General features: G+C 57.8%; 17 protein-coding genes and 3 tRNA genes. 9 read left to right on the top strand and 11 right to left on the bottom strand.

Features of this window, described 5'->3' with window-relative positions; translation table 11 throughout:
• Positions 1-86 precede the first annotated feature (86 nt).
• The 7 genes from ACQUTG_RS17000 (at position 87) to ACQUTG_RS16970 (ending at position 3,129) form a co-directional block, all read left to right on the top strand.
• Positions 87-1,325 carry an aspartate kinase gene (locus ACQUTG_RS17000; RefSeq protein WP_428920519.1) on the top strand — a complete coding sequence of 413 codons (1,239 nt, stop codon included), beginning with the start codon at positions 87-89 and terminating at the stop codon, positions 1,323-1,325.
• A gap of 197 nt (positions 1,326-1,522) precedes the next feature.
• Positions 1,523-1,720, top strand: a complete 198-nt coding sequence (gene csrA, locus ACQUTG_RS16995; protein WP_092002912.1) for a carbon storage regulator CsrA — start codon at positions 1,523-1,525, stop codon at positions 1,718-1,720.
• A gap of 126 nt (positions 1,721-1,846) precedes the next feature.
• A tRNA-Ser gene (locus ACQUTG_RS16990) sits at positions 1,847-1,936 on the top strand.
• 78 nt (positions 1,937-2,014) lie between these two features.
• A tRNA-Arg gene (locus ACQUTG_RS16985) sits at positions 2,015-2,091 on the top strand.
• 61 nt (positions 2,092-2,152) lie between these two features.
• Positions 2,153-2,229 (top strand) — tRNA-Arg (locus tag ACQUTG_RS16980).
• Positions 2,230-2,389: 160 nt separating this feature from the next.
• Entirely contained in the window at positions 2,390-2,581 is a 192-nt protein-coding gene (locus tag ACQUTG_RS16975) for a hypothetical protein (protein WP_343816916.1), read from the top strand.
• Between the two features lie 38 nt (positions 2,582-2,619).
• On the top strand, positions 2,620-3,129 hold the full coding sequence (locus ACQUTG_RS16970; protein WP_428920518.1) for a BCAM0308 family protein: 510 nt from the start codon (positions 2,620-2,622) through the stop codon (positions 3,127-3,129).
• A 3-nt stretch (positions 3,130-3,132) separates the two neighbouring features.
• On the opposite strand, the gene ACQUTG_RS16965 is transcribed toward ACQUTG_RS16970, so the two are convergent.
• From ACQUTG_RS16965 to ACQUTG_RS16920, 10 genes are read right to left on the bottom strand one after another with little or no spacing between them, the layout of a single operon-like run.
• The gene (locus tag ACQUTG_RS16965) at positions 3,133-4,035 is read right to left on the bottom strand and encodes a F0F1 ATP synthase subunit gamma (protein ID WP_428920517.1); all 903 of its coding nucleotides are present in this window, start codon (positions 4,033-4,035) and stop codon (positions 3,133-3,135) included.
• 1 nt (position 4,036) lies between these two features.
• On the bottom strand, positions 4,037-5,566 hold the full coding sequence (locus ACQUTG_RS16960; RefSeq protein WP_428920516.1) for an alternate F1F0 ATPase, F1 subunit alpha: 1,530 nt from the start codon (positions 5,564-5,566) through the stop codon (positions 4,037-4,039).
• Positions 5,567-5,570: 4 nt separating this feature from the next.
• Positions 5,571-6,338 carry a F0F1 ATP synthase subunit B gene (atpF, locus tag ACQUTG_RS16955; protein ID WP_428920515.1) on the bottom strand — a complete coding sequence of 256 codons (768 nt, stop codon included), beginning with the start codon at positions 6,336-6,338 and terminating at the stop codon, positions 5,571-5,573.
• 3 nt (positions 6,339-6,341) lie between these two features.
• Positions 6,342-6,620 (bottom strand): F0F1 ATP synthase subunit C, encoded by a 279-nt coding sequence (locus ACQUTG_RS16950; protein WP_092002893.1) that lies wholly within the window; start codon positions 6,618-6,620, stop codon positions 6,342-6,344.
• 13 nt (positions 6,621-6,633) lie between these two features.
• A complete protein-coding gene (locus ACQUTG_RS16945) occupies positions 6,634-7,350 on the bottom strand; it encodes a F0F1 ATP synthase subunit A (protein WP_372988172.1) in 717 nt (238 codons plus the stop codon).
• Positions 7,347-7,664: an ATP synthase subunit I gene (locus tag ACQUTG_RS16940; protein ID WP_428920514.1), complete on the bottom strand. Its 318-nt coding sequence runs from the start codon at positions 7,662-7,664 to the stop codon at positions 7,347-7,349. Before ACQUTG_RS16940 ends, ACQUTG_RS16945 begins: the two co-directional genes overlap by 4 nt.
• Complete coding sequence (locus ACQUTG_RS16935; protein ID WP_428920513.1) at positions 7,657-7,971, bottom strand: AtpZ/AtpI family protein; 315 nt, start codon at positions 7,969-7,971, stop codon at positions 7,657-7,659. The genes ACQUTG_RS16940 and ACQUTG_RS16935 overlap by 8 nt, the downstream gene beginning before the upstream one ends.
• Complete coding sequence (locus ACQUTG_RS16930) at positions 7,964-8,392, bottom strand: F0F1 ATP synthase subunit epsilon (RefSeq protein WP_428920512.1); 429 nt, start codon at positions 8,390-8,392, stop codon at positions 7,964-7,966. Before ACQUTG_RS16930 ends, ACQUTG_RS16935 begins: the two co-directional genes overlap by 8 nt.
• A complete protein-coding gene (gene atpD, locus ACQUTG_RS16925; protein WP_428920511.1) occupies positions 8,382-9,791 on the bottom strand; it encodes a F0F1 ATP synthase subunit beta in 1,410 nt (469 codons plus the stop codon). Before atpD ends, ACQUTG_RS16930 begins: the two co-directional genes overlap by 11 nt.
• Complete coding sequence (locus ACQUTG_RS16920) at positions 9,788-11,014, bottom strand: putative PEP-binding protein (RefSeq protein WP_428920510.1); 1,227 nt, start codon at positions 11,012-11,014, stop codon at positions 9,788-9,790. Before ACQUTG_RS16920 ends, atpD begins: the two co-directional genes overlap by 4 nt.
• Positions 11,015-11,472: 458 nt before the next feature.
• Between ACQUTG_RS16920 and ACQUTG_RS16915 the strand changes: the two genes are divergently transcribed.
• Both ACQUTG_RS16915 and ACQUTG_RS16910 read left to right on the top strand, forming a co-directional pair.
• Positions 11,473-13,194: a choice-of-anchor F family protein gene (locus tag ACQUTG_RS16915; RefSeq protein WP_428920509.1), complete on the top strand. Its 1,722-nt coding sequence runs from the start codon at positions 11,473-11,475 to the stop codon at positions 13,192-13,194.
• Positions 13,195-13,495: 301 nt separating this feature from the next.
• Positions 13,496-15,085: a choice-of-anchor F family protein gene (locus tag ACQUTG_RS16910; RefSeq protein ID WP_428920508.1), complete on the top strand. Its 1,590-nt coding sequence runs from the start codon at positions 13,496-13,498 to the stop codon at positions 15,083-15,085.
• 89 nt (positions 15,086-15,174) lie between these two features.
• Here the strand turns inward: ACQUTG_RS16910 and ACQUTG_RS16905 are convergent, their stop codons facing one another.
• Positions 15,175-15,699, bottom strand: a complete 525-nt coding sequence (locus ACQUTG_RS16905; protein WP_428920507.1) for a hypothetical protein — start codon at positions 15,697-15,699, stop codon at positions 15,175-15,177.
• Positions 15,700-15,720: the final 21 nt, after the last annotated feature.

The raw sequence follows: 15,720 nt of genomic DNA, 5'->3' as shown, positions 1-15,720 counted from the left end.
GCTGGGGTTTATAATCCCGCCCGTTTTCTTTTGATTGGTGGGGCAGGCCCCCGCTGCGATTCCCCGTATCGGAGTTTGGGAAAGACATGGCTCTGTTGGTTCAGAAATTTGGTGGTACCTCGGTGGGAACCACCGAGCGCATAGAAGCGGTTGCCGAGAAGGTTTGCCGTTTCCGCAAGGAAGGTCACGATGTGGTGGTCGTGGTTTCCGCCATGAGCGGCGAAACCAACCGCCTGATTGCTCTTGCAAGTGACATTATGGAAGAACCCACGCCTCGGGAGATGGATGTGCTGGTCTCTACCGGTGAGCAGGTCACTATTGCCCTGCTGTCCATGGCCCTGCAGAAACGAGGCTGTGATGCCCGTTCCTACACTGGTTCCCAGGTGCGGATCCTTACCGACAGCAGCCACACCAAAGCGCGCATCCAGCATATTGACGAGCACAACATGCGCACAGATCTCGATGCTGGTCGGGTGGTAGTCGTTGCCGGATTCCAGGGTATCGACGAGAACGGCAATATCACGACCCTCGGCCGTGGCGGTTCCGATACCACCGCGGTGGCGCTGGCGGCGGCATTGAAGGCGGATGAGTGCCAGATCTACACTGATGTGGATGGTGTATACACCACCGATCCACGGGTCGTTGACAGTGCACGTCGCCTGGAACGGATCACATTCGAGGAAATGCTCGAAATGGCGAGCCTGGGATCCAAGGTGCTCCAGATTCGTTCAGTCGAGTTTGCAGGTAAATACAACGTTCCATTACGGGTGCTGTCCAGCTTCCAGGAAGGCGAGGGCACCCTGATTACTTTTGAGGATGAAAACGCCATGGAACAACCGGTTGTTTCCGGCATTGCTTTTAACCGTGATGAAGCCAAACTGACGATTTCCGGTGTTCCCGATACCCCGGGCAGCGCCTCGCGTATCCTGAAACCGGTCAGCGACGCCAATATCGAAGTGGACATGATCGTCCAGAACGTGGGCGAGGATAACAAGACTGCGTTTACGTTTACGGTGCATCGGAACGACTTCAAGCGGGCGAAGGAAGTGCTTCAGGGTGTTGCCGATGAATTGACCGCAGGCGAAGTGGTTGGCGACAGCAAGATTGCCAAGGTCAGCATTGTGGGTGTGGGCATGCGCTCCCACGCCGGTGTTGCCTCCCGGATGTTTGAAGCGCTGTCGAATGAAGGCATCAATATTCAGATGATCTCCACATCGGAAATCAAGATTTCCGTGGTGATCGATGAGAAATATCTCGAACTTGCCGTTCGTGCACTGCATAGTGCTTTCGAGCTGGACAAGAACGGGGTACAGGAAGAGGCCTGAACCAACGGATGCCAAGCTTATCCGAGGGTCTCATAACAAGGGAGTCATTAATCGAATCTATCAGAAAACCCATTCGTATAAGTGAATGTGCGTCTGTTGAACGATCAGTGATCCCATTATAAACGTAAGAAGTACAAAAAGTATGCGAAAGCATTTTTTTCGGAACAGGTAGAAGCTCTGGATAGGGAGTAAGGGATATGTTGATTTTGACTCGCCGCGTTGGCGAAACTCTGATGATCGGTGATGAAATCACTGTCACCGTTCTGGGAGTGAAGGGGAACCAGGTTCGCATTGGTGTAAACGCCCCGAAGGATGTTGCGGTACACCGCGAAGAAATCTATCAGCGGATTCAGTCCGAAAAAGGCTCCGAAGAGCCGGAACCGGGCAATCGTTGATCAGTAGAAAGCCGTTCAGGAATAACCCGAACGGCTTTTTTTATATCAGGGTAAATCGAGGCTGAAAAATCTCGTGTCAACCCTATGAAAACAGAAAAATTATGGTAGTATACGCCCCGTTCTCAAGGAGAGGTGGGTGAGTGGCTGAAACCAGTTCCCTGCTAAGGAACCGTACGAGCAATCGTACCGAGGGTTCGAATCCCTCCCTCTCCGCCATTTCCATTTTGTGGAAGGCAGAGAATCGTTGAGGTAGCACTCGACTCTTGAAGAAGTTTGAAATGAGAGTTTTGATGCGCGGCTGTAGCTCAGCTGGATAGAGTACCTGGCTACGAACCAGGCGGTCGGAGGTTCGAATCCTCCCAGCCGCGCCACTTATTCAAAAATCTCTTTATTTCAGTAAAAAAGTTGGCTAGCCAACAACCAAAGTTTCAAGCGGCTGTAGCTCAGCTGGATAGAGTACCTGGCTACGAACCAGGCGGTCGGAGGTTCGAATCCTCCCAGCCGCGCCATATCAAGATCGAGACGCCTCAGTTTGTGTACCCCACAGGCTGAGGCGTTTTGCTTTGTATTGCCCTCCGTCAATTTCTGACCGTTCATTATTTGCACAAATCTCACCCTCCTGCCTATTCTTCAAGGTGCAAGCAAATCATTTGGCAAGGAGGTCCACCGATGAATAAAACCATAAACGGCTCCTACGACGATCACGACCAGGCCAAGAATACCTGGGACGATTTGATCGCCACCGGCATTCCCCGGGATAACATCTACATCGACGAAGACGCCAAGCAGGTCAAGGTCATTGTGCCGGCGGAAACCGAGCGGGAAGTCCGGGAGATCTTTGAGCGACACAGGCTGCACTGACACCGACATTCCGGAAAAACAGGGAAAGGAGCAAATCTATGAGTGGAAAAGATGGTGACGTAGCCGAACGCGGCCGTGGGGACAGGCTGATCAAGGAGGAGATTCACGACCCGTACATGGCCCGGAGCAAGCCCAAGGAGCCCACTGTATGCCCCAAGTGCAGTGCGGTTTTCGAGAAGGGGCGCTGGCAGTGGTCGGCGGAACCGGTCGGGGAGGCCCATGAGATGATGTGCCCGGCCTGTGAGCGGATCCGCGATGACATGCCGGCAGGCATTCTCACTCTCTCTGGCGCCTTCCTCGGAAAGCACCGGGACGAAATTCTCAAACTTATCCATAACAAGGTTGAGGAAGAAAAGGCCGATCATCCCATGAAGCGACTGATGGGCGTCGAGGATGGTCCGGATGGGGAGCTGATCGTCAAATTCACAGACCTGCATCTACCCCGCGGCACCGGTGAGGCCATTGAGCGTGCTTACGATGGTGAGCTGGAAATCCAGTACACCAAGGAGTCGAACCTCGTCCGGGTTTACTGGAACCGCGATCAGTAACCGCTAGAGTGACCGCCCGGCATCGGTTTCAATAGCCTCGAATCCGGCCACAAGGTCCAGCAGTTCCGAGGTGATGACTGTTTGCCTGGCGCGTCGGTAGTCCATCGTCACGTCACCGAGTCTTTCCTCCAGGTTGCGCTCAGCCGCCTGCATGGCGGCCAGGCGCCCGCCATGCTCGCTGGCCTGGGATTCCGCACAGGCCCGGAAGATCACCACGAACAGGTACTGGTCCAGCAGGCGGCTGAACAGCGCCTGCCGGTCCATGGTGTAGGTGGGCAGGCTCCGGGATGGCCAGGGCTCTTCTTCCAGCCGGTGAAAGCGTCTCAGATTTACCGGTAACAGCTCGACGCCAGTTGGGTGATAACTCTGCATGCTGGTGTGACGGTTATAGAACAGGTACACATAGTGCACTCCGCCCTGTTCCCGCCATTCATCAATCTTCAGAAGGATCTGGCCGACCATCCTGGTAATCTGGCTTGCCGAGCCCGGTACCGAAAATTCTTCCTCAATAGGTTGGCCTGCATGTTCGAGACTGGCGGCCGCCCGGGCACCCACAGCCAGGATTCTACGGCTGTCCCGGTCTGCCGGAATGCTCTCCATGCGCTTCAGTGAATACTCCACGATATCCTCGTTGAAACGCCCGCACAAACCATGGTCCGAGCCGAAAACAACCGCACCCAGGCGGTGGTTTCCCTTGGGTGACCCCCCTGCAAAGCTCCCGGGATCAAAGTCCTTCAGAACCACATGCAGGCCCATTTCCACCGTGCGGTAGTAGCCCGCCAACGCCCTGACCGCCTGTTCATACTGGTGGATGTTGGCTGCTGAAAGCGCTTTCATGGTCTTGACGATGCCACGGAGATCACCAAGGCTGTCCAGCCGTTTCTGCAGGTGCTCGAGAGATTCCATATCAGGACTGGTCCGTTTCTGAGGGTGTGAATTCTGCCAGTGCCGCTTCGATGGCCTCGGTGATCCGCTGCCACTGTTCGACCTCCAGTTTCTTGCCGCTGTCAATCTCAGTACAGATCTCCGGCAAGGATTCGAGCAGGTGCATCTGAATTACCTGTTCCGCTTCTGACACCTTGTCCGCCGGTAGGTTATCCAGCATTCCGGTGTTTACGGCAAAGAGAATGACCGCTTGTTCGCAGGCCCGTAGGGGGCGGTGTTCGCTCTGTTTCAGTACTTCCCGGACGCGCCGGCCACGCTCGATGGTTGCGCGGGTGTCCTTGTCCAGGCGAGTGGAAAAGCGGGCAAAGTTTTCAAGCTCCTCGAACTGGGAGTAGGCCAGGCGAAGGTCGCTTGCCACGTTTCGCAGGGACGGGTGCTGGGTTTTCCCGCCAACCCGTGACACGGATTTGCCCACATCGATGGCGGGCAAGAGGCCTTTCTGGAACAACGTTGGTGACAGGTAAACCTGGCCGTCGGTAATGGAAATCAGGTTGGTTGGAATGTAGGCGGAAATATCCTGGGCCTGGGTTTCGATAACGGGCAAAGCAGTCAGCGAGCCGCCACCGAACTCGCTGCGCAAGTGCGTGCTGCGTTCCAGCAGCCGGGAATGGATGTAGAAGATATCGCCCGGATAGGCTTCCCGGCCCGGTGGCCTGCGCAGCAGCAGTGACAGCTCCCGGTAGGCCCGGGCGTGGCGCGTCAGGTCATCATAGATAATCAGCGCATCCTGGCCCTGTTCCATGAAATATTCCGCCATGGTGGTAGCGGCGTAGGGGGTGATGTAGCGAAGGCCGGGGGGATTGTCGTCCGAGGCCACCACCACGACCGTGTGCTCCATAGCCTGGTGCTGGCGGAGCGTTTCCACCACCTTGGCAACCGAGGTTGCCCGCTGGCCAACGGCACAATAGATGCACACCACGTCCTTGTCCCGCTGGTTGATGATGGTGTCGATGGCAATGGACGTCTTGCCGGTCTGGCGGTCACCGAGGATCAGCTCCCGTTGACCCCGGCCAATAGGAATGAGGGCGTCGATGGATTTGATGCCGGTCTCCAGCGGGGTGGTGACCGGCGCCCGTTCGATGATTTCCGGCGCCGGCCGTTCGATGGGGCGGCGTTCGTGGAACTCCAGCGGCTTGCCCCCATCCAGTACCCGGCCTGTGGCGTCAATCACCCGGCCAAGCAGCCCGTCACCCACCGGAGTATCGGTTTCCCGGCCGGTTGCAGTCACCCGTATGCCGGCATTGAGCTTCTCGCTATCGCCGAGCAACATGATGCCAACTTCGTCCGGCTCCAGGTTGATGGCCACCCCAAGAACGCCATCGGGGAACTGCACCAGTTCCTCCGAGGAAACACTGGCGAGGCCGCGCACCCGGGCAATGCCGCCACCGACCTGCAGGACGGTTCCGGTTTCCTGACTGTGCAGGGAGAACCGGTTATCCTCGGCGACGCTCCGGATGGTTTCCATGGTGTCATCGAGCATCTGTGTCAGCATGGCATCAGGCTCCCGGCTCGTCGGTATTGAGGGGCTCGAAAGCCTTCTCGATACTCGTTGTCAGCTCTTCAAGGTAGTCCGACAGGTTCCAGCTGATCCGCTGGCCCTCACAGGTCAGCTCGATGCCACAGATCAGCTCCGGTGCCTGGACATAGCTCACCGCCAGATCGGCGCCGATGTGTTCGTGGATTGCCCGGGTCACGCTGCTTCTCAGTGCCGGATCGAGCTCGAGCGAGCTGGCGATTGTGGCGGGCTCGGCCGAATGCTCCAGGGCTTCCCGGGTTGTATCGTCCAGCGAGCGCAGTTTCCGGATAAAGGTATGGACAGCTCTTTCCTCCAGCCGCTCGTCGGCCAGGTCCTGCAGAGCCTTCCGGATCATTGATTCAACCACGTCCAGTGACTGGTGCCGCAGCCCGTCGATAAAGGCAGTCTTTTCCTCGCTCACCTCGCGCATCCAGTGGCTGCGCGCCCGGGCCGTTTCCTCACGGGCCTGATCCAGCATTTCGCTGCGGGTCTGGCGCGCTTCATGGCGTGTTTCTTCAAGCAGCTCCTCACGCTCCTTCTGGAAATTGGTCAGCTTCTCCTCGTAGGTTTGTTTTACCTGAATTGCCTGCTGTTCACGGTCGTCCGCCTCATCCATACGGTTGCGGATCTTCTGCTCACGCTTGTCCATGGCCCGGATAACCGGGTGGTAGAGAAAGCGCTTGAGCAGCCAGACCAGGATCAGGAAATTGACAACCTGGGCCGAGACCGTGATCCAGTTGATTTCCATGGATCAGCCTCCGGCAGCCGCCGTTACATGGTCCCAGAAAGGGTTGGCGAAGATCAGGATCATGGCCACCACAAAGCAGTAGATCGCGGTTGACTCGATCATGGCCAGACCCACGAACAGGGTGCGGGTGATCGTGGCGGATTCATCCGGCTGCTGGGCAATGGCACTCAGGGCCTGGGCTACGGCACGGGCTTCCCCGAACGCGGGCCCGATGGAGCCGATGGCGATGGTGAGGCCGGCGGTAATGACCGAAACCATGCCGATGAGAGAAATGCTGTCCATAGATGCAACTCCTTTACTGTTCGGACGGTGGTGTTTTCTGCTGATGTTCGTCTGGCTCGCCATGCTCATGGACCGTGGTGGCCGAAGCGATGTAGACCATGGCGAGAATGGCAAAGATGTAGGCCTGGATCATGCCGGTAAGCAGCCCCAGCAACTGCATGACCACCGGAAAGAAGTAGGGGGTCAGGCTCAGCAGGATGGCGACGATGACCGTGCCACTCATGATGTTGCCGTAAAGACGCACAGCCAGCGCGACCGTGCGGGAAATCTCTCCGATCACATTGAACGGCAGCATTAGTGGGGTCGGCTTGATGTAATGCTGCAGGTAGGCCCCGGCGCCCTTGCTGGCAATGCCGAAAACCGGCACGGCAACAAACACGCAAATGGCAAGGGCGGTTGTGGTCGACAGCGATCCCGTGGGGGCCATGTAACCCGGAATCACATTGAGCAGGTTGGCGCTGGCAATAAACAGGAACAGGGTACCCACGAAAGGCAGGTAGGGTCCCGGCTGCTGATGGCTGACCTGGGCGATCTGGTCCCGGATGCCAACCACCAGCACCTCCAGCAGGTTTTGCCAGCGCGACAGCTCGTGGCCTTCCGAGAGTTTCCGGTTCACCAGCCAGGAAACCAGTGTCAGCAGGGCCATCACCAGCCAGGTAAACACGATGGTCGCATTCAGGGCGAAATCGCCCCATTGCCAGTAGACGATGCTGTCTGGCGAGATAGTCATGCCTGCGGATCCTCCCCGGCAGGGGCGCCCTGAATCCGGTGCTTCATGACGAGCCGGGGCAGGGTGAAGCCAACCGCGGCCACCAGAAGATGCTCCCAACCGGACACCCGGGCAATCAACAGGAATCCTGCGAGGGTGATACCAAACCGGACCAACAAGCTTCCGAGCATCAGCAAGGCCGGATGGTCGACCGTCGGAAGGTGGCGGACGGTCAGCCACAGCCCCCAGAGAAAGGCGCTGCCCAGCAGGCAACCGAACGCAAAACTTGCGCCGTAGCCAAGCATAATTCCGGCAAGAGGTTCTCCGTCAATCATCCTCACTCTCCTGTTTGATCCAGTACCACGCGTTCAGGCAACCCAGGGCCACGCCGATAATCAGGAGGGTCAGCGTCCAGGACACCTCTCCAGGCCAGCGCCGGTCGGCCCAGACGCCGATGGCGATGCCAAGCAGGGTCGGGACAGCCACAGACCAGCCCACCAGTCCGAACATGCCCAGCCCGAACCAGGCCGTGCGGCGGCCCTCTGCCCGGGCTTTCTGCTTGCGCCTTGCCCGGCGGCCGACTGTGTTACCCAGATCTTCCGGGTCGTTGTCAGGCCGTGGCGGGTCGGGTCTGTCAGTCATGGAACTGCTCCCTGAGATCAAGGAACCTTCGCAGGGCGCCGGCCTCGAGTCGGGCAAGTGCGCTGCGGGCTTTACGCTCATGTTCGTCCAACTCCAGGAAGTGTTCCTCGATCAGTGCCTGCAGCTCCGTGATGTCTTTTCCGGTAACACCCTGGAGGGTGGAAATGAATACATCGCGCCCGCACTTCACCAGGATGCCCCGGTCCACGGCGGCAAAGTGTTCCTGCCCCTCACTGGTATAGAAGGAAAGAACGCCGGGTACCAGCGCTGCGACAAAATCGATGTGCCTGGGCAACAGGCAGAACTCGCCGTTTTCCGCCTCGGCAACGATCTTGGAAACGGGCTGCTCCAGCAGCACTTCCGTCGGTAGCAACAGCCGGAGATTCATGCAGTCCCCGGTCCGTGGTTGATCAGGACTCATGACTGGCCTCCGGGATATCCACTTCGTCGATGTCACCAATCATATACAGGGCCTTTTCGCTGACCTTTTCGAACTCGCCGGCCAGAATCCGCTCGCAGCCTGCGATGGTTTTTTCCAGGGGCAGCAGCCGACCGCCTTTGCCGGTGAACTGCCCGGTGGTGAAAAACGGCTGGGTCAGGAACCGTTCCAGCCGGCGGGCCTTGCTCACCGTGGCCCGGTCCTCCCGGGACAGTTCCTCCATCCCGAGCATCGAGATGATGTCCTTGAGGTCCTCGTATTCCGCCAGAGTACTGCGCACTGCCTGGGCCACCCGGTAATGGCGAGGGCCGACAATGGTGGGGGTCAGCATTTTCGAGTCCGTTTTCAGGGGATCGACGGCGGGGTAGAGGCCCTGACTGGCCCGCTTCCGGGAGAGCACGATGGAGGCGGTCAGGTGCGCGAAAATATGGGTGGCGGAAGGGTCCGTCAGGTCATCTGCGGGTACATAGACCGCCTGCACCGAGGTAATGCTGCCATTGCGCGAGCTGCAGATCCGCTCCTCCAGAGCCGCCAGTTCGGTGGCCAGGGTCGGCTGGTAGCCCACCCGGGACGGAATCCGGCCCATCAGGCCGGAAACTTCGGTCCCTGACTGGACGAACCGGAACACGTTGTCGATCAGCAGTAGCACATCCCGCTTCTGCACATCCCGGAAATGCTCCGCGATGCTCAGGGCGGCATGGCCAACCCGGAACCTCGCGCCGGGCGGTTCGTTCATCTGGCCGTAGACCAACACCGCTTTCTCCAGTACCCCGGATTCCTGCATGGAGCTGTACATATCCTCGGCCTCGCGCATGCGCTCACCAATGCCGCAGAACAGGCTGACGCCCTCATACTGCTCGGCCATGTTGTTGATCATCTCGTTGATCAAAACCGTCTTGCCGACGCCCGCGCCCCCGAACATGCCGGATTTGCCACCGCGCTCCATGGGTGCGAGCAGATCGATGGCCTTGATCCCGGTTTCAAAGATCTCGGTACTGGTGGTGCGCTCGGCGAGTGGCAGCATCGGGCGGTGGATGGGCCAGTACTCGGTGGTTTCGATAGCGGCGCCACCATCCACCGGTTTGCCGAAGACATTGATCATGCGGCCCAGCAGAGAAGGGCCGACCGGCACCTTGAGCCCCGATCCGGTCTGTCGGACAGGCTCGCCCCGGGCCAGTCGCCGGGTGGAGTTCATAGCGATGCAGCGCACAGTAGTGGTATTGAGGTGAGTCTGCACCTCCAGCACCACGTGCCAGTCCTTGCCGGTCCGCAGTTCGGCGTTGCGGGAGGGCAGGGCGGAGCCGAAATGCACGTCCACCACGTTGCCCCGCACTGCGGTGACGCTGCCCTGGCCCTCGGAGGGTTTGATTCTGCTGGTCATGGCGCTGCTCCCGCTGATTCGGCTCGGGCAACCTGTTCCTTCACTCGCAGGAAGCTGTCCGGGCTTACCGAGAGAAAATCGATACCGCAGTGTACCAGGAAGGCCGCAAACTCCGGGTGATCACTCGGTGCCTGCCCGCAGAGACCGACTTCCCGGCCATGGCGATGGGCGGTATCGATCAGGCGGGTGATCATCCTCTTGATGGCTTCATGATGATCATTGAACAGCTCTGACAGGCTCTCAGAATCCCGGTCGACACCGAAGGTGAGCTGAGTCAGGTCGTTGGTGCCGATGGAGAAGCCGTCAAAACGTTCGCTGAACTCGTCCGCAAGCTCGATGTTGGCGGGCACCTCGGCAGTCATGTAAACGGCAAGGCCTCCCTTACCGCGGACCAGCCCGTTCGCTGACAGCTCGTCCAGCACCTTGTCCGCTTCCTCCGGAGTGCGGCAGAACGGGATCATGATCCGGAGGTTGTCCATTCCGATTTCATCCCTTGCTGTTCTGATCGCCTGGCACTCGAGAGCAAAGGCCTCCCGAAATTCGGCACTGTAATAGCGGCTCGCCCCACGCCAGCCCAGCATCGGATTGGCTTCAAGTGGTTCGAAGTCCCGGCCTCCGATCAGTTTTATCTGCTCGTTGGTCTTGAAGTCGCTGGTGCGCACGGTGACCGGTTTCGGATATTGGGATGCGGCCAGTTGAGCGATGCCCTGGGCGAGGGCTTCCGTGAAGTAGGTCCCGGGATTCTGCCAGCCCGCAGTGAGCTCCGAGATCCGTTTGCGCTCTTCCTTGTCCGTCACTCGCCCAGGGTAGAGCAGGGCCATCGGATGGACTCCGATGAGGTTTCTGACGAGGAACTCCATCCGCGCCAGGCCGATACCGTCGGCAGGCAGGCCTTGCCAGCGCAGGGCAGCTGCCGGATTGGCCAGATTGAGCATGATCCGAGTGCGGGTGATGGGAATGGAATCGGGGTTTATCTCCGTAACCTGAACATCTGCGAAACCCTCGTAGACGAACCCAACATCGCCTTCGGCACAGTAAACAGTAACGGGATCACCATCCCTCAGCCCCGTGATGGCCCCGGCAGCATCCACGATGGCCGGAATCCCGAGCTCGCGGCATGCGATGGCTGTGTGGGAGGTACGGGTCCCATGCTCGGTTACGACGGCACTGACGCGCTCCAGAACCGGTAGCCAGTCGGGCCCGGTGTCCGAGGTCACAAGCACAGAGTGATCCGGGCAAGCTGCAGCATCACGTTGCGAGGTCACCCTGCAAACCCTGCCCGTTGCGACACTGGAGCCAATGGCCATACCTCGGGCTAGGGTGCGCCCCCTTTGATGAATGCTGTATCGCTTCAGGCACATGTCGGGGGCAACAATGGGTGTGCGACATTTTGTCGCAGCCATGCCGGGTGTCGCGGCAGGACATACCGCATCGGATTCTGCTTTTTCTGAGATGGAAATCCAGTTGTCCCGAACAGCCATAACCGGGCTCCGCAAGGCATTCAGTGGGCTTACCCTCCAAGATTAGCAGGGCATCGGCAGATTACCGATGAAGAATCGGGATTACGGGTTAAGCCGGCATCGTTCTTTTATTCCGAAATCGTATTTGAAAATAACTTAGGGGACTTCTACTTTCATACCGGCGAAGCTTGGAAATCAATTGCTATAAAAAGGGAAGTACCATGAGGGCTACGAAGACAAAATTTGTACGGAAACCGCTGGCCGCTGCGGTGATGTGTTCTGCGATTGGTTTGTCGCCGGCGGTGTTTGGGGCGACGATTGAGAGTGTTAATACGGATAACCTGTCGGTTCCTCCGGTCGAGGGGAAAACACTGGTTTACACCGATACCGCCGGAACCGCGAGTTTTGGCTGGCTTGACCCGGTCAATGACAGTGGTGACATCGGGCTGGGGATCTCTGTCTATAACGAGTCGTTCAGTGGCACAATCGATGAACAGGTATACGAGTTTGCAGGTTGCATCATGGCGCAGCCTGATCTTGAGGTGAACTGCCGGGCTCCCGGCGATTCCGGGAAACGATTCAAGCTGAAGACAACCGAAACCAACGGGCCGATAGACCTGGTCTTCAACGTCGCTGCTGATGATGCCTCCAAACTCTATCGAGTGATTGGCAAGTTCTCGAATCTCACAGACGGAACGCTCCAAGGCTTCCGTTTTGAAACCGGTTTTGGCGTCGGCAATGATTTCATGGCTTCTTCGGCAGCGGATGGCCTTTCCTTCGGTATGGTGGCAGACGGTTCCAGCAAACTCTCCGTCGGCCCAGTCGGAAAGTATCCCGGTGGTCTTTTCGGCGGCAGCAAGGTTGAAGGCCTCCCGTTCTTCAGCACAAGCATCGCCGAGTTCACCGAGGGACCATCAGCCACGAATGAGGACGTTCTGGAAACCGACGGTGTAATTCCGGCTCAGTATTCGGACCTTTTCGGAGACTGGGTGCCGCTAGCGCAGGTGCCGACCGGCTGGTTCATCGATCACGATGGGAATCCGGCGAATGACTCCATACTCCTGGCTTACGAAGATCCTGTGACGGATGCGGAGGACTGGAAGACATTTCAAAAGAATTTCCAAGATGTAGTGGTGGAAACACGGGATCTTGATGGTGATCCTGCGACTGCCGAGATTGAAATTAACGCCCAGAATTACGACCCAAATGGTGACTCGTTCGCCACAGTGCTTGATGAAACTGGCAACCCTACTACCATCGACGTGAGTGATGTCCAGCCGCTTGTTGATACCTTGGATGAAGGCGATCCAGAAGGTGCAATTCCGGATGCAATTACGCTTACGTCAATTGGCGATGCCTCAACGCTTTTTGTCCAGGATTACAACGGAACGGGTGAGGGTTTCAAACTTTTGATTGACGGCAAAGCAGTTCCAATCGCTGCTTTCGATACTTGGGCGGCGAACCCGCCAAAAGTGCTGGACGGCAACGGTGACCTCTACGCAACCTGGTTTGCAGATGAAGGTGAGGACGGTTTGTATCAGCTGGCTTCGGATTCATCCTGGGTGACCGTCGACGAGATGAACGCTGAGATTGCGGCCTCCTCAGGCGACCTGGAGCGAGTACCCGGCTATGTACAGGGACCGGTTGAAGACCTGGCGAATGTCAACGTCAACACATCAATCAGTGTGGCTGATACGTCTACATGGCCAACCTGTACCGGTGATGGCAATGAAACAAACTGTACATTCACAGTAAGGGTCACCGGCCTCAACGATGCAGCGGATGTCCCTGTCATTCCGGCGACGCCCATTCCCAAGGGCGATGGCCCGATCTTCGGCTGCTCCGCAGGCAAGCCGGGCTCTCCATTCGATCCGGTTCTGCCGAGCATGGTACTGGCGGCTCTGGCCGGTCTGTGGGCGCGAAAGCGTCGCGGGACTGCCTGATTCGATTAGTATCTGAGTTGTAAACGAAAAAGGGGCTGAATTTTCAGCCCCTTTTTTTATTTGCGGAAACCAGAGGGGATCTTGACGGATTCAGTAGTAAGAACGGCGAGTGTATGCCGAAATCGTACTTGAATACCGTTTGAGACTTTCTAAGGTTTAAAGGGAGTAACAAACCAACTCCCGATGTTCAGAGGGAAACTGTATGGAAATTAGAAAATTTGCAGGGAAGTCGTTACCCGTAGTGGGATTATGTTCATTTCTTGGAGTGTCTCCGTTAGCCCTTGGCGCGACGGTGGAGAATGTGAATACCGAAAACCTTTCTGTTCCACCGGTGGACGGAAAAACGCTCGTTTATACCGATACTGCTGGCACCGCAAGCTTTGGCTGGTTTGACCCGGTGAATGACAGCGGTGTTGAAGGGCTGGGTATCTCGGTCTACAACGAGGCGTTCACCGGGAATGTAGACGAAGTGCCTTACGAGTTTGCCGGTTGCATCATGGCTCAACCGGATCTTGAGGTGAACTGCATGGCTCCGGGCGGTTCAGGCAAGCGTTTCAAGCTGAAGACAACTGAAACCAACGGGCCCATTGATCTGGTGTTCAACGTAACCGCGGATGACGCTTCCAAACTCTATCGGGTGATCGGCAAACTTTCGAATCTGACCGATGCCACGAATTCCGTCGCTGGTGCGCTGGAAGGTTTCCGCATTGAAACCGGGTTTGGCATAGGCAACGAGTTCATGCCCTCTTCAGCTGAGGACGGTTTGTCGTTCGGATTCCTCGCCGATGGATCCAGCAAGCTGTCCGTCGGGACTCTTGCCAAGTTTCCGGGAGGTCTTTTCGGGGGCAGCCGTGTTGAAGGCCTGCCGTTTTTCAGCGTCAGTATCGCCGACTTTGTCGAGGGCACAACAGTTGCTGATGAGGACGTTCTGGAAACCGATGGCGTGATTCCAGCCGAGTACGCGGGTCTTTTTGGCGACTGGCTTGCATTAGCGAAGGTGCCGACCGGCTGGTTTATCGATCACAACGGTAACCCTGCGGATGACTCCATCCTTCTGGCCTATGATGACCCTGCGACAGATGTGCAGGACTTGAAGGCGTTTCCGAAAACGTACAACGATGTGCCTGTCGAGGCCGTACTCAAGGAAGGCGGAACGGAGACCGTGAGTGCCATAGTCTATGACCCCAATGGCGGATCCTTTGACGCTGGTGTTAACACGACGCCCTACGACCTCAGTAACGTTCGACCGCTTGTTGCAACGCTGGACGAGGGCGGTTCTACCGTCACAGAGGATGATGCAATTTCGCTCCCACTGGAGCCGGTAGCGGCTGATGCGACTTACGATGGTGATTTCAAGATCCTGATTGATGGTCAGGCAGTGGCCATCGCGGCACCGGATGCCTGGCCGGCTAATCCGCCAAAGGTGTTGCAGAATGGAGAACTCTACGCCACCTGGATGGCTGATGAAGGTGAGGAGGGGATGTACCTGCTGGCGTCAGACGAGTCTTGGGTAACGCTTGAGGACATGAATGCCCTGATTGCCAGTGATATCGAGACTTACGAGCGAGTCCCGGGCTATGTTCAGGGTCCCGTGGAAGATCTGGCCAATGTGAACATCAACACTTCCATCCGTGTTGCCGATACTTCCTCCTGGCCGACCTGCACCGGGGATGGTGTCGAGACAAATTGTACTTTTACGCTCAGGGTCACCGGCCTGAATAGCGCTGCCGAGGTACCAGATATTCCCGCAACGCCTGTTCCTGAGGGCGACGGCCCGATCCTTGGCTGCACCGCCGGCAAGCCGGGTGGTCCCTTTGATCCGGTATTGCCGGGCATGGTGCTGGCGGCTCTGGCCGGTCTGTGGGCGCGCAAGCGTCACGGGGCTGCCTGATTCAGTCAGTACTTTATAAGTCGTAAACGAAAACGGGGCTGAATTTTCAGCCCCGTTTTTTATTCCCGGGTAAATTGGCGGGCTCGAAATCAGCCACCGCCACCCTGGCCGCCAGATCCCTTGATCTTGTACTCCTGGTTGTTGCCACCACCGCCGGAGCCTTTGTTGCCACGGTTACCTTGTCCGCCATTCATCATGCCCTGACCATTACCCTGGCCTTGTCCGCCACCCATACCCTGGCGATTACCCTGACCCTGGCCACCGTTCATCATGCCCTGACCCTGGCCATTCATCATGCCCTGACCCTGGCCATTCATCATGCCTTGGCCTTGTCCGTTGCCCATGCCTTGCCCAGGGCCCTGGCCGTTCTGAAGCTCTACGCCGCGCTCGCGGGCGCGCTCAAGCATGCGTTCCCGGTGCCGCTGCAGGTACTGTTGCCGTTCCGCCTGGGTGTTGAGGTTCTGCATGGTCTGGCGGTGTTCCTGCATCTCCTGCTGGGTCATCAGCTCCCGGCCGAAGACGGCTTCTTCTTCCTGGGCTGCGAGGGGAAAGCTGGCCATGGTAACCAGCATGGCAACGCCGGCGGTGCGAATCAGTGAGGTTTTCAGTTTCATGGTGTTATCCTCCCGAATGAG

The sequence above is a fragment of the Marinobacter sp. DUT-1 genome (assembly GCF_050379415.1).
Lineage (GTDB): Bacteria > Pseudomonadota > Gammaproteobacteria > Pseudomonadales > Oleiphilaceae > Marinobacter.
This window is presented reverse-complemented; position numbering and strand designations above follow the sequence as displayed.

Excerpts from the sequence above, each read along its gene's own strand:
- ACQUTG_RS17000 (WP_428920519.1), top strand. The coding sequence starts at position 87 with ATGGCTCTGTTGGTTCAGAAATTTGGTGGTACCTCGGTGGGAACCACC.
- ACQUTG_RS16930 (WP_428920512.1), bottom strand. The coding sequence starts at position 8,392 with ATGAGTCCTGATCAACCACGGACCGGGGACTGCATGAATCTCCGGCTG.
- ACQUTG_RS16965 (WP_428920517.1), bottom strand. The coding sequence starts at position 4,035 with ATGGAATCTCTCGAGCACCTGCAGAAACGGCTGGACAGCCTTGGTGAT.
- atpD (WP_428920511.1), bottom strand. The coding sequence starts at position 9,791 with ATGACCAGCAGAATCAAACCCTCCGAGGGCCAGGGCAGCGTCACCGCA.
- csrA (WP_092002912.1), top strand. The coding sequence starts at position 1,523 with ATGTTGATTTTGACTCGCCGCGTTGGCGAAACTCTGATGATCGGTGAT.
- ACQUTG_RS16970 (WP_428920518.1), top strand. The coding sequence starts at position 2,620 with ATGAGTGGAAAAGATGGTGACGTAGCCGAACGCGGCCGTGGGGACAGG.
- ACQUTG_RS16905 (WP_428920507.1), bottom strand. The coding sequence starts at position 15,699 with ATGAAACTGAAAACCTCACTGATTCGCACCGCCGGCGTTGCCATGCTG.
- ACQUTG_RS16915 (WP_428920509.1), top strand. The coding sequence starts at position 11,473 with ATGAGGGCTACGAAGACAAAATTTGTACGGAAACCGCTGGCCGCTGCG.
- ACQUTG_RS16945 (WP_372988172.1), bottom strand. The coding sequence starts at position 7,350 with ATGACTATCTCGCCAGACAGCATCGTCTACTGGCAATGGGGCGATTTC.
- ACQUTG_RS16975 (WP_343816916.1), top strand. The coding sequence starts at position 2,390 with ATGAATAAAACCATAAACGGCTCCTACGACGATCACGACCAGGCCAAG.
- atpF (WP_428920515.1), bottom strand. The coding sequence starts at position 6,338 with ATGGAAATCAACTGGATCACGGTCTCGGCCCAGGTTGTCAATTTCCTG.
- ACQUTG_RS16960 (WP_428920516.1), bottom strand. The coding sequence starts at position 5,566 with ATGCTGACACAGATGCTCGATGACACCATGGAAACCATCCGGAGCGTC.
- ACQUTG_RS16935 (WP_428920513.1), bottom strand. The coding sequence starts at position 7,971 with ATGACTGACAGACCCGACCCGCCACGGCCTGACAACGACCCGGAAGAT.
- ACQUTG_RS16940 (WP_428920514.1), bottom strand. The coding sequence starts at position 7,664 with ATGATTGACGGAGAACCTCTTGCCGGAATTATGCTTGGCTACGGCGCA.
- ACQUTG_RS16950 (WP_092002893.1), bottom strand. The coding sequence starts at position 6,620 with ATGGACAGCATTTCTCTCATCGGCATGGTTTCGGTCATTACCGCCGGC.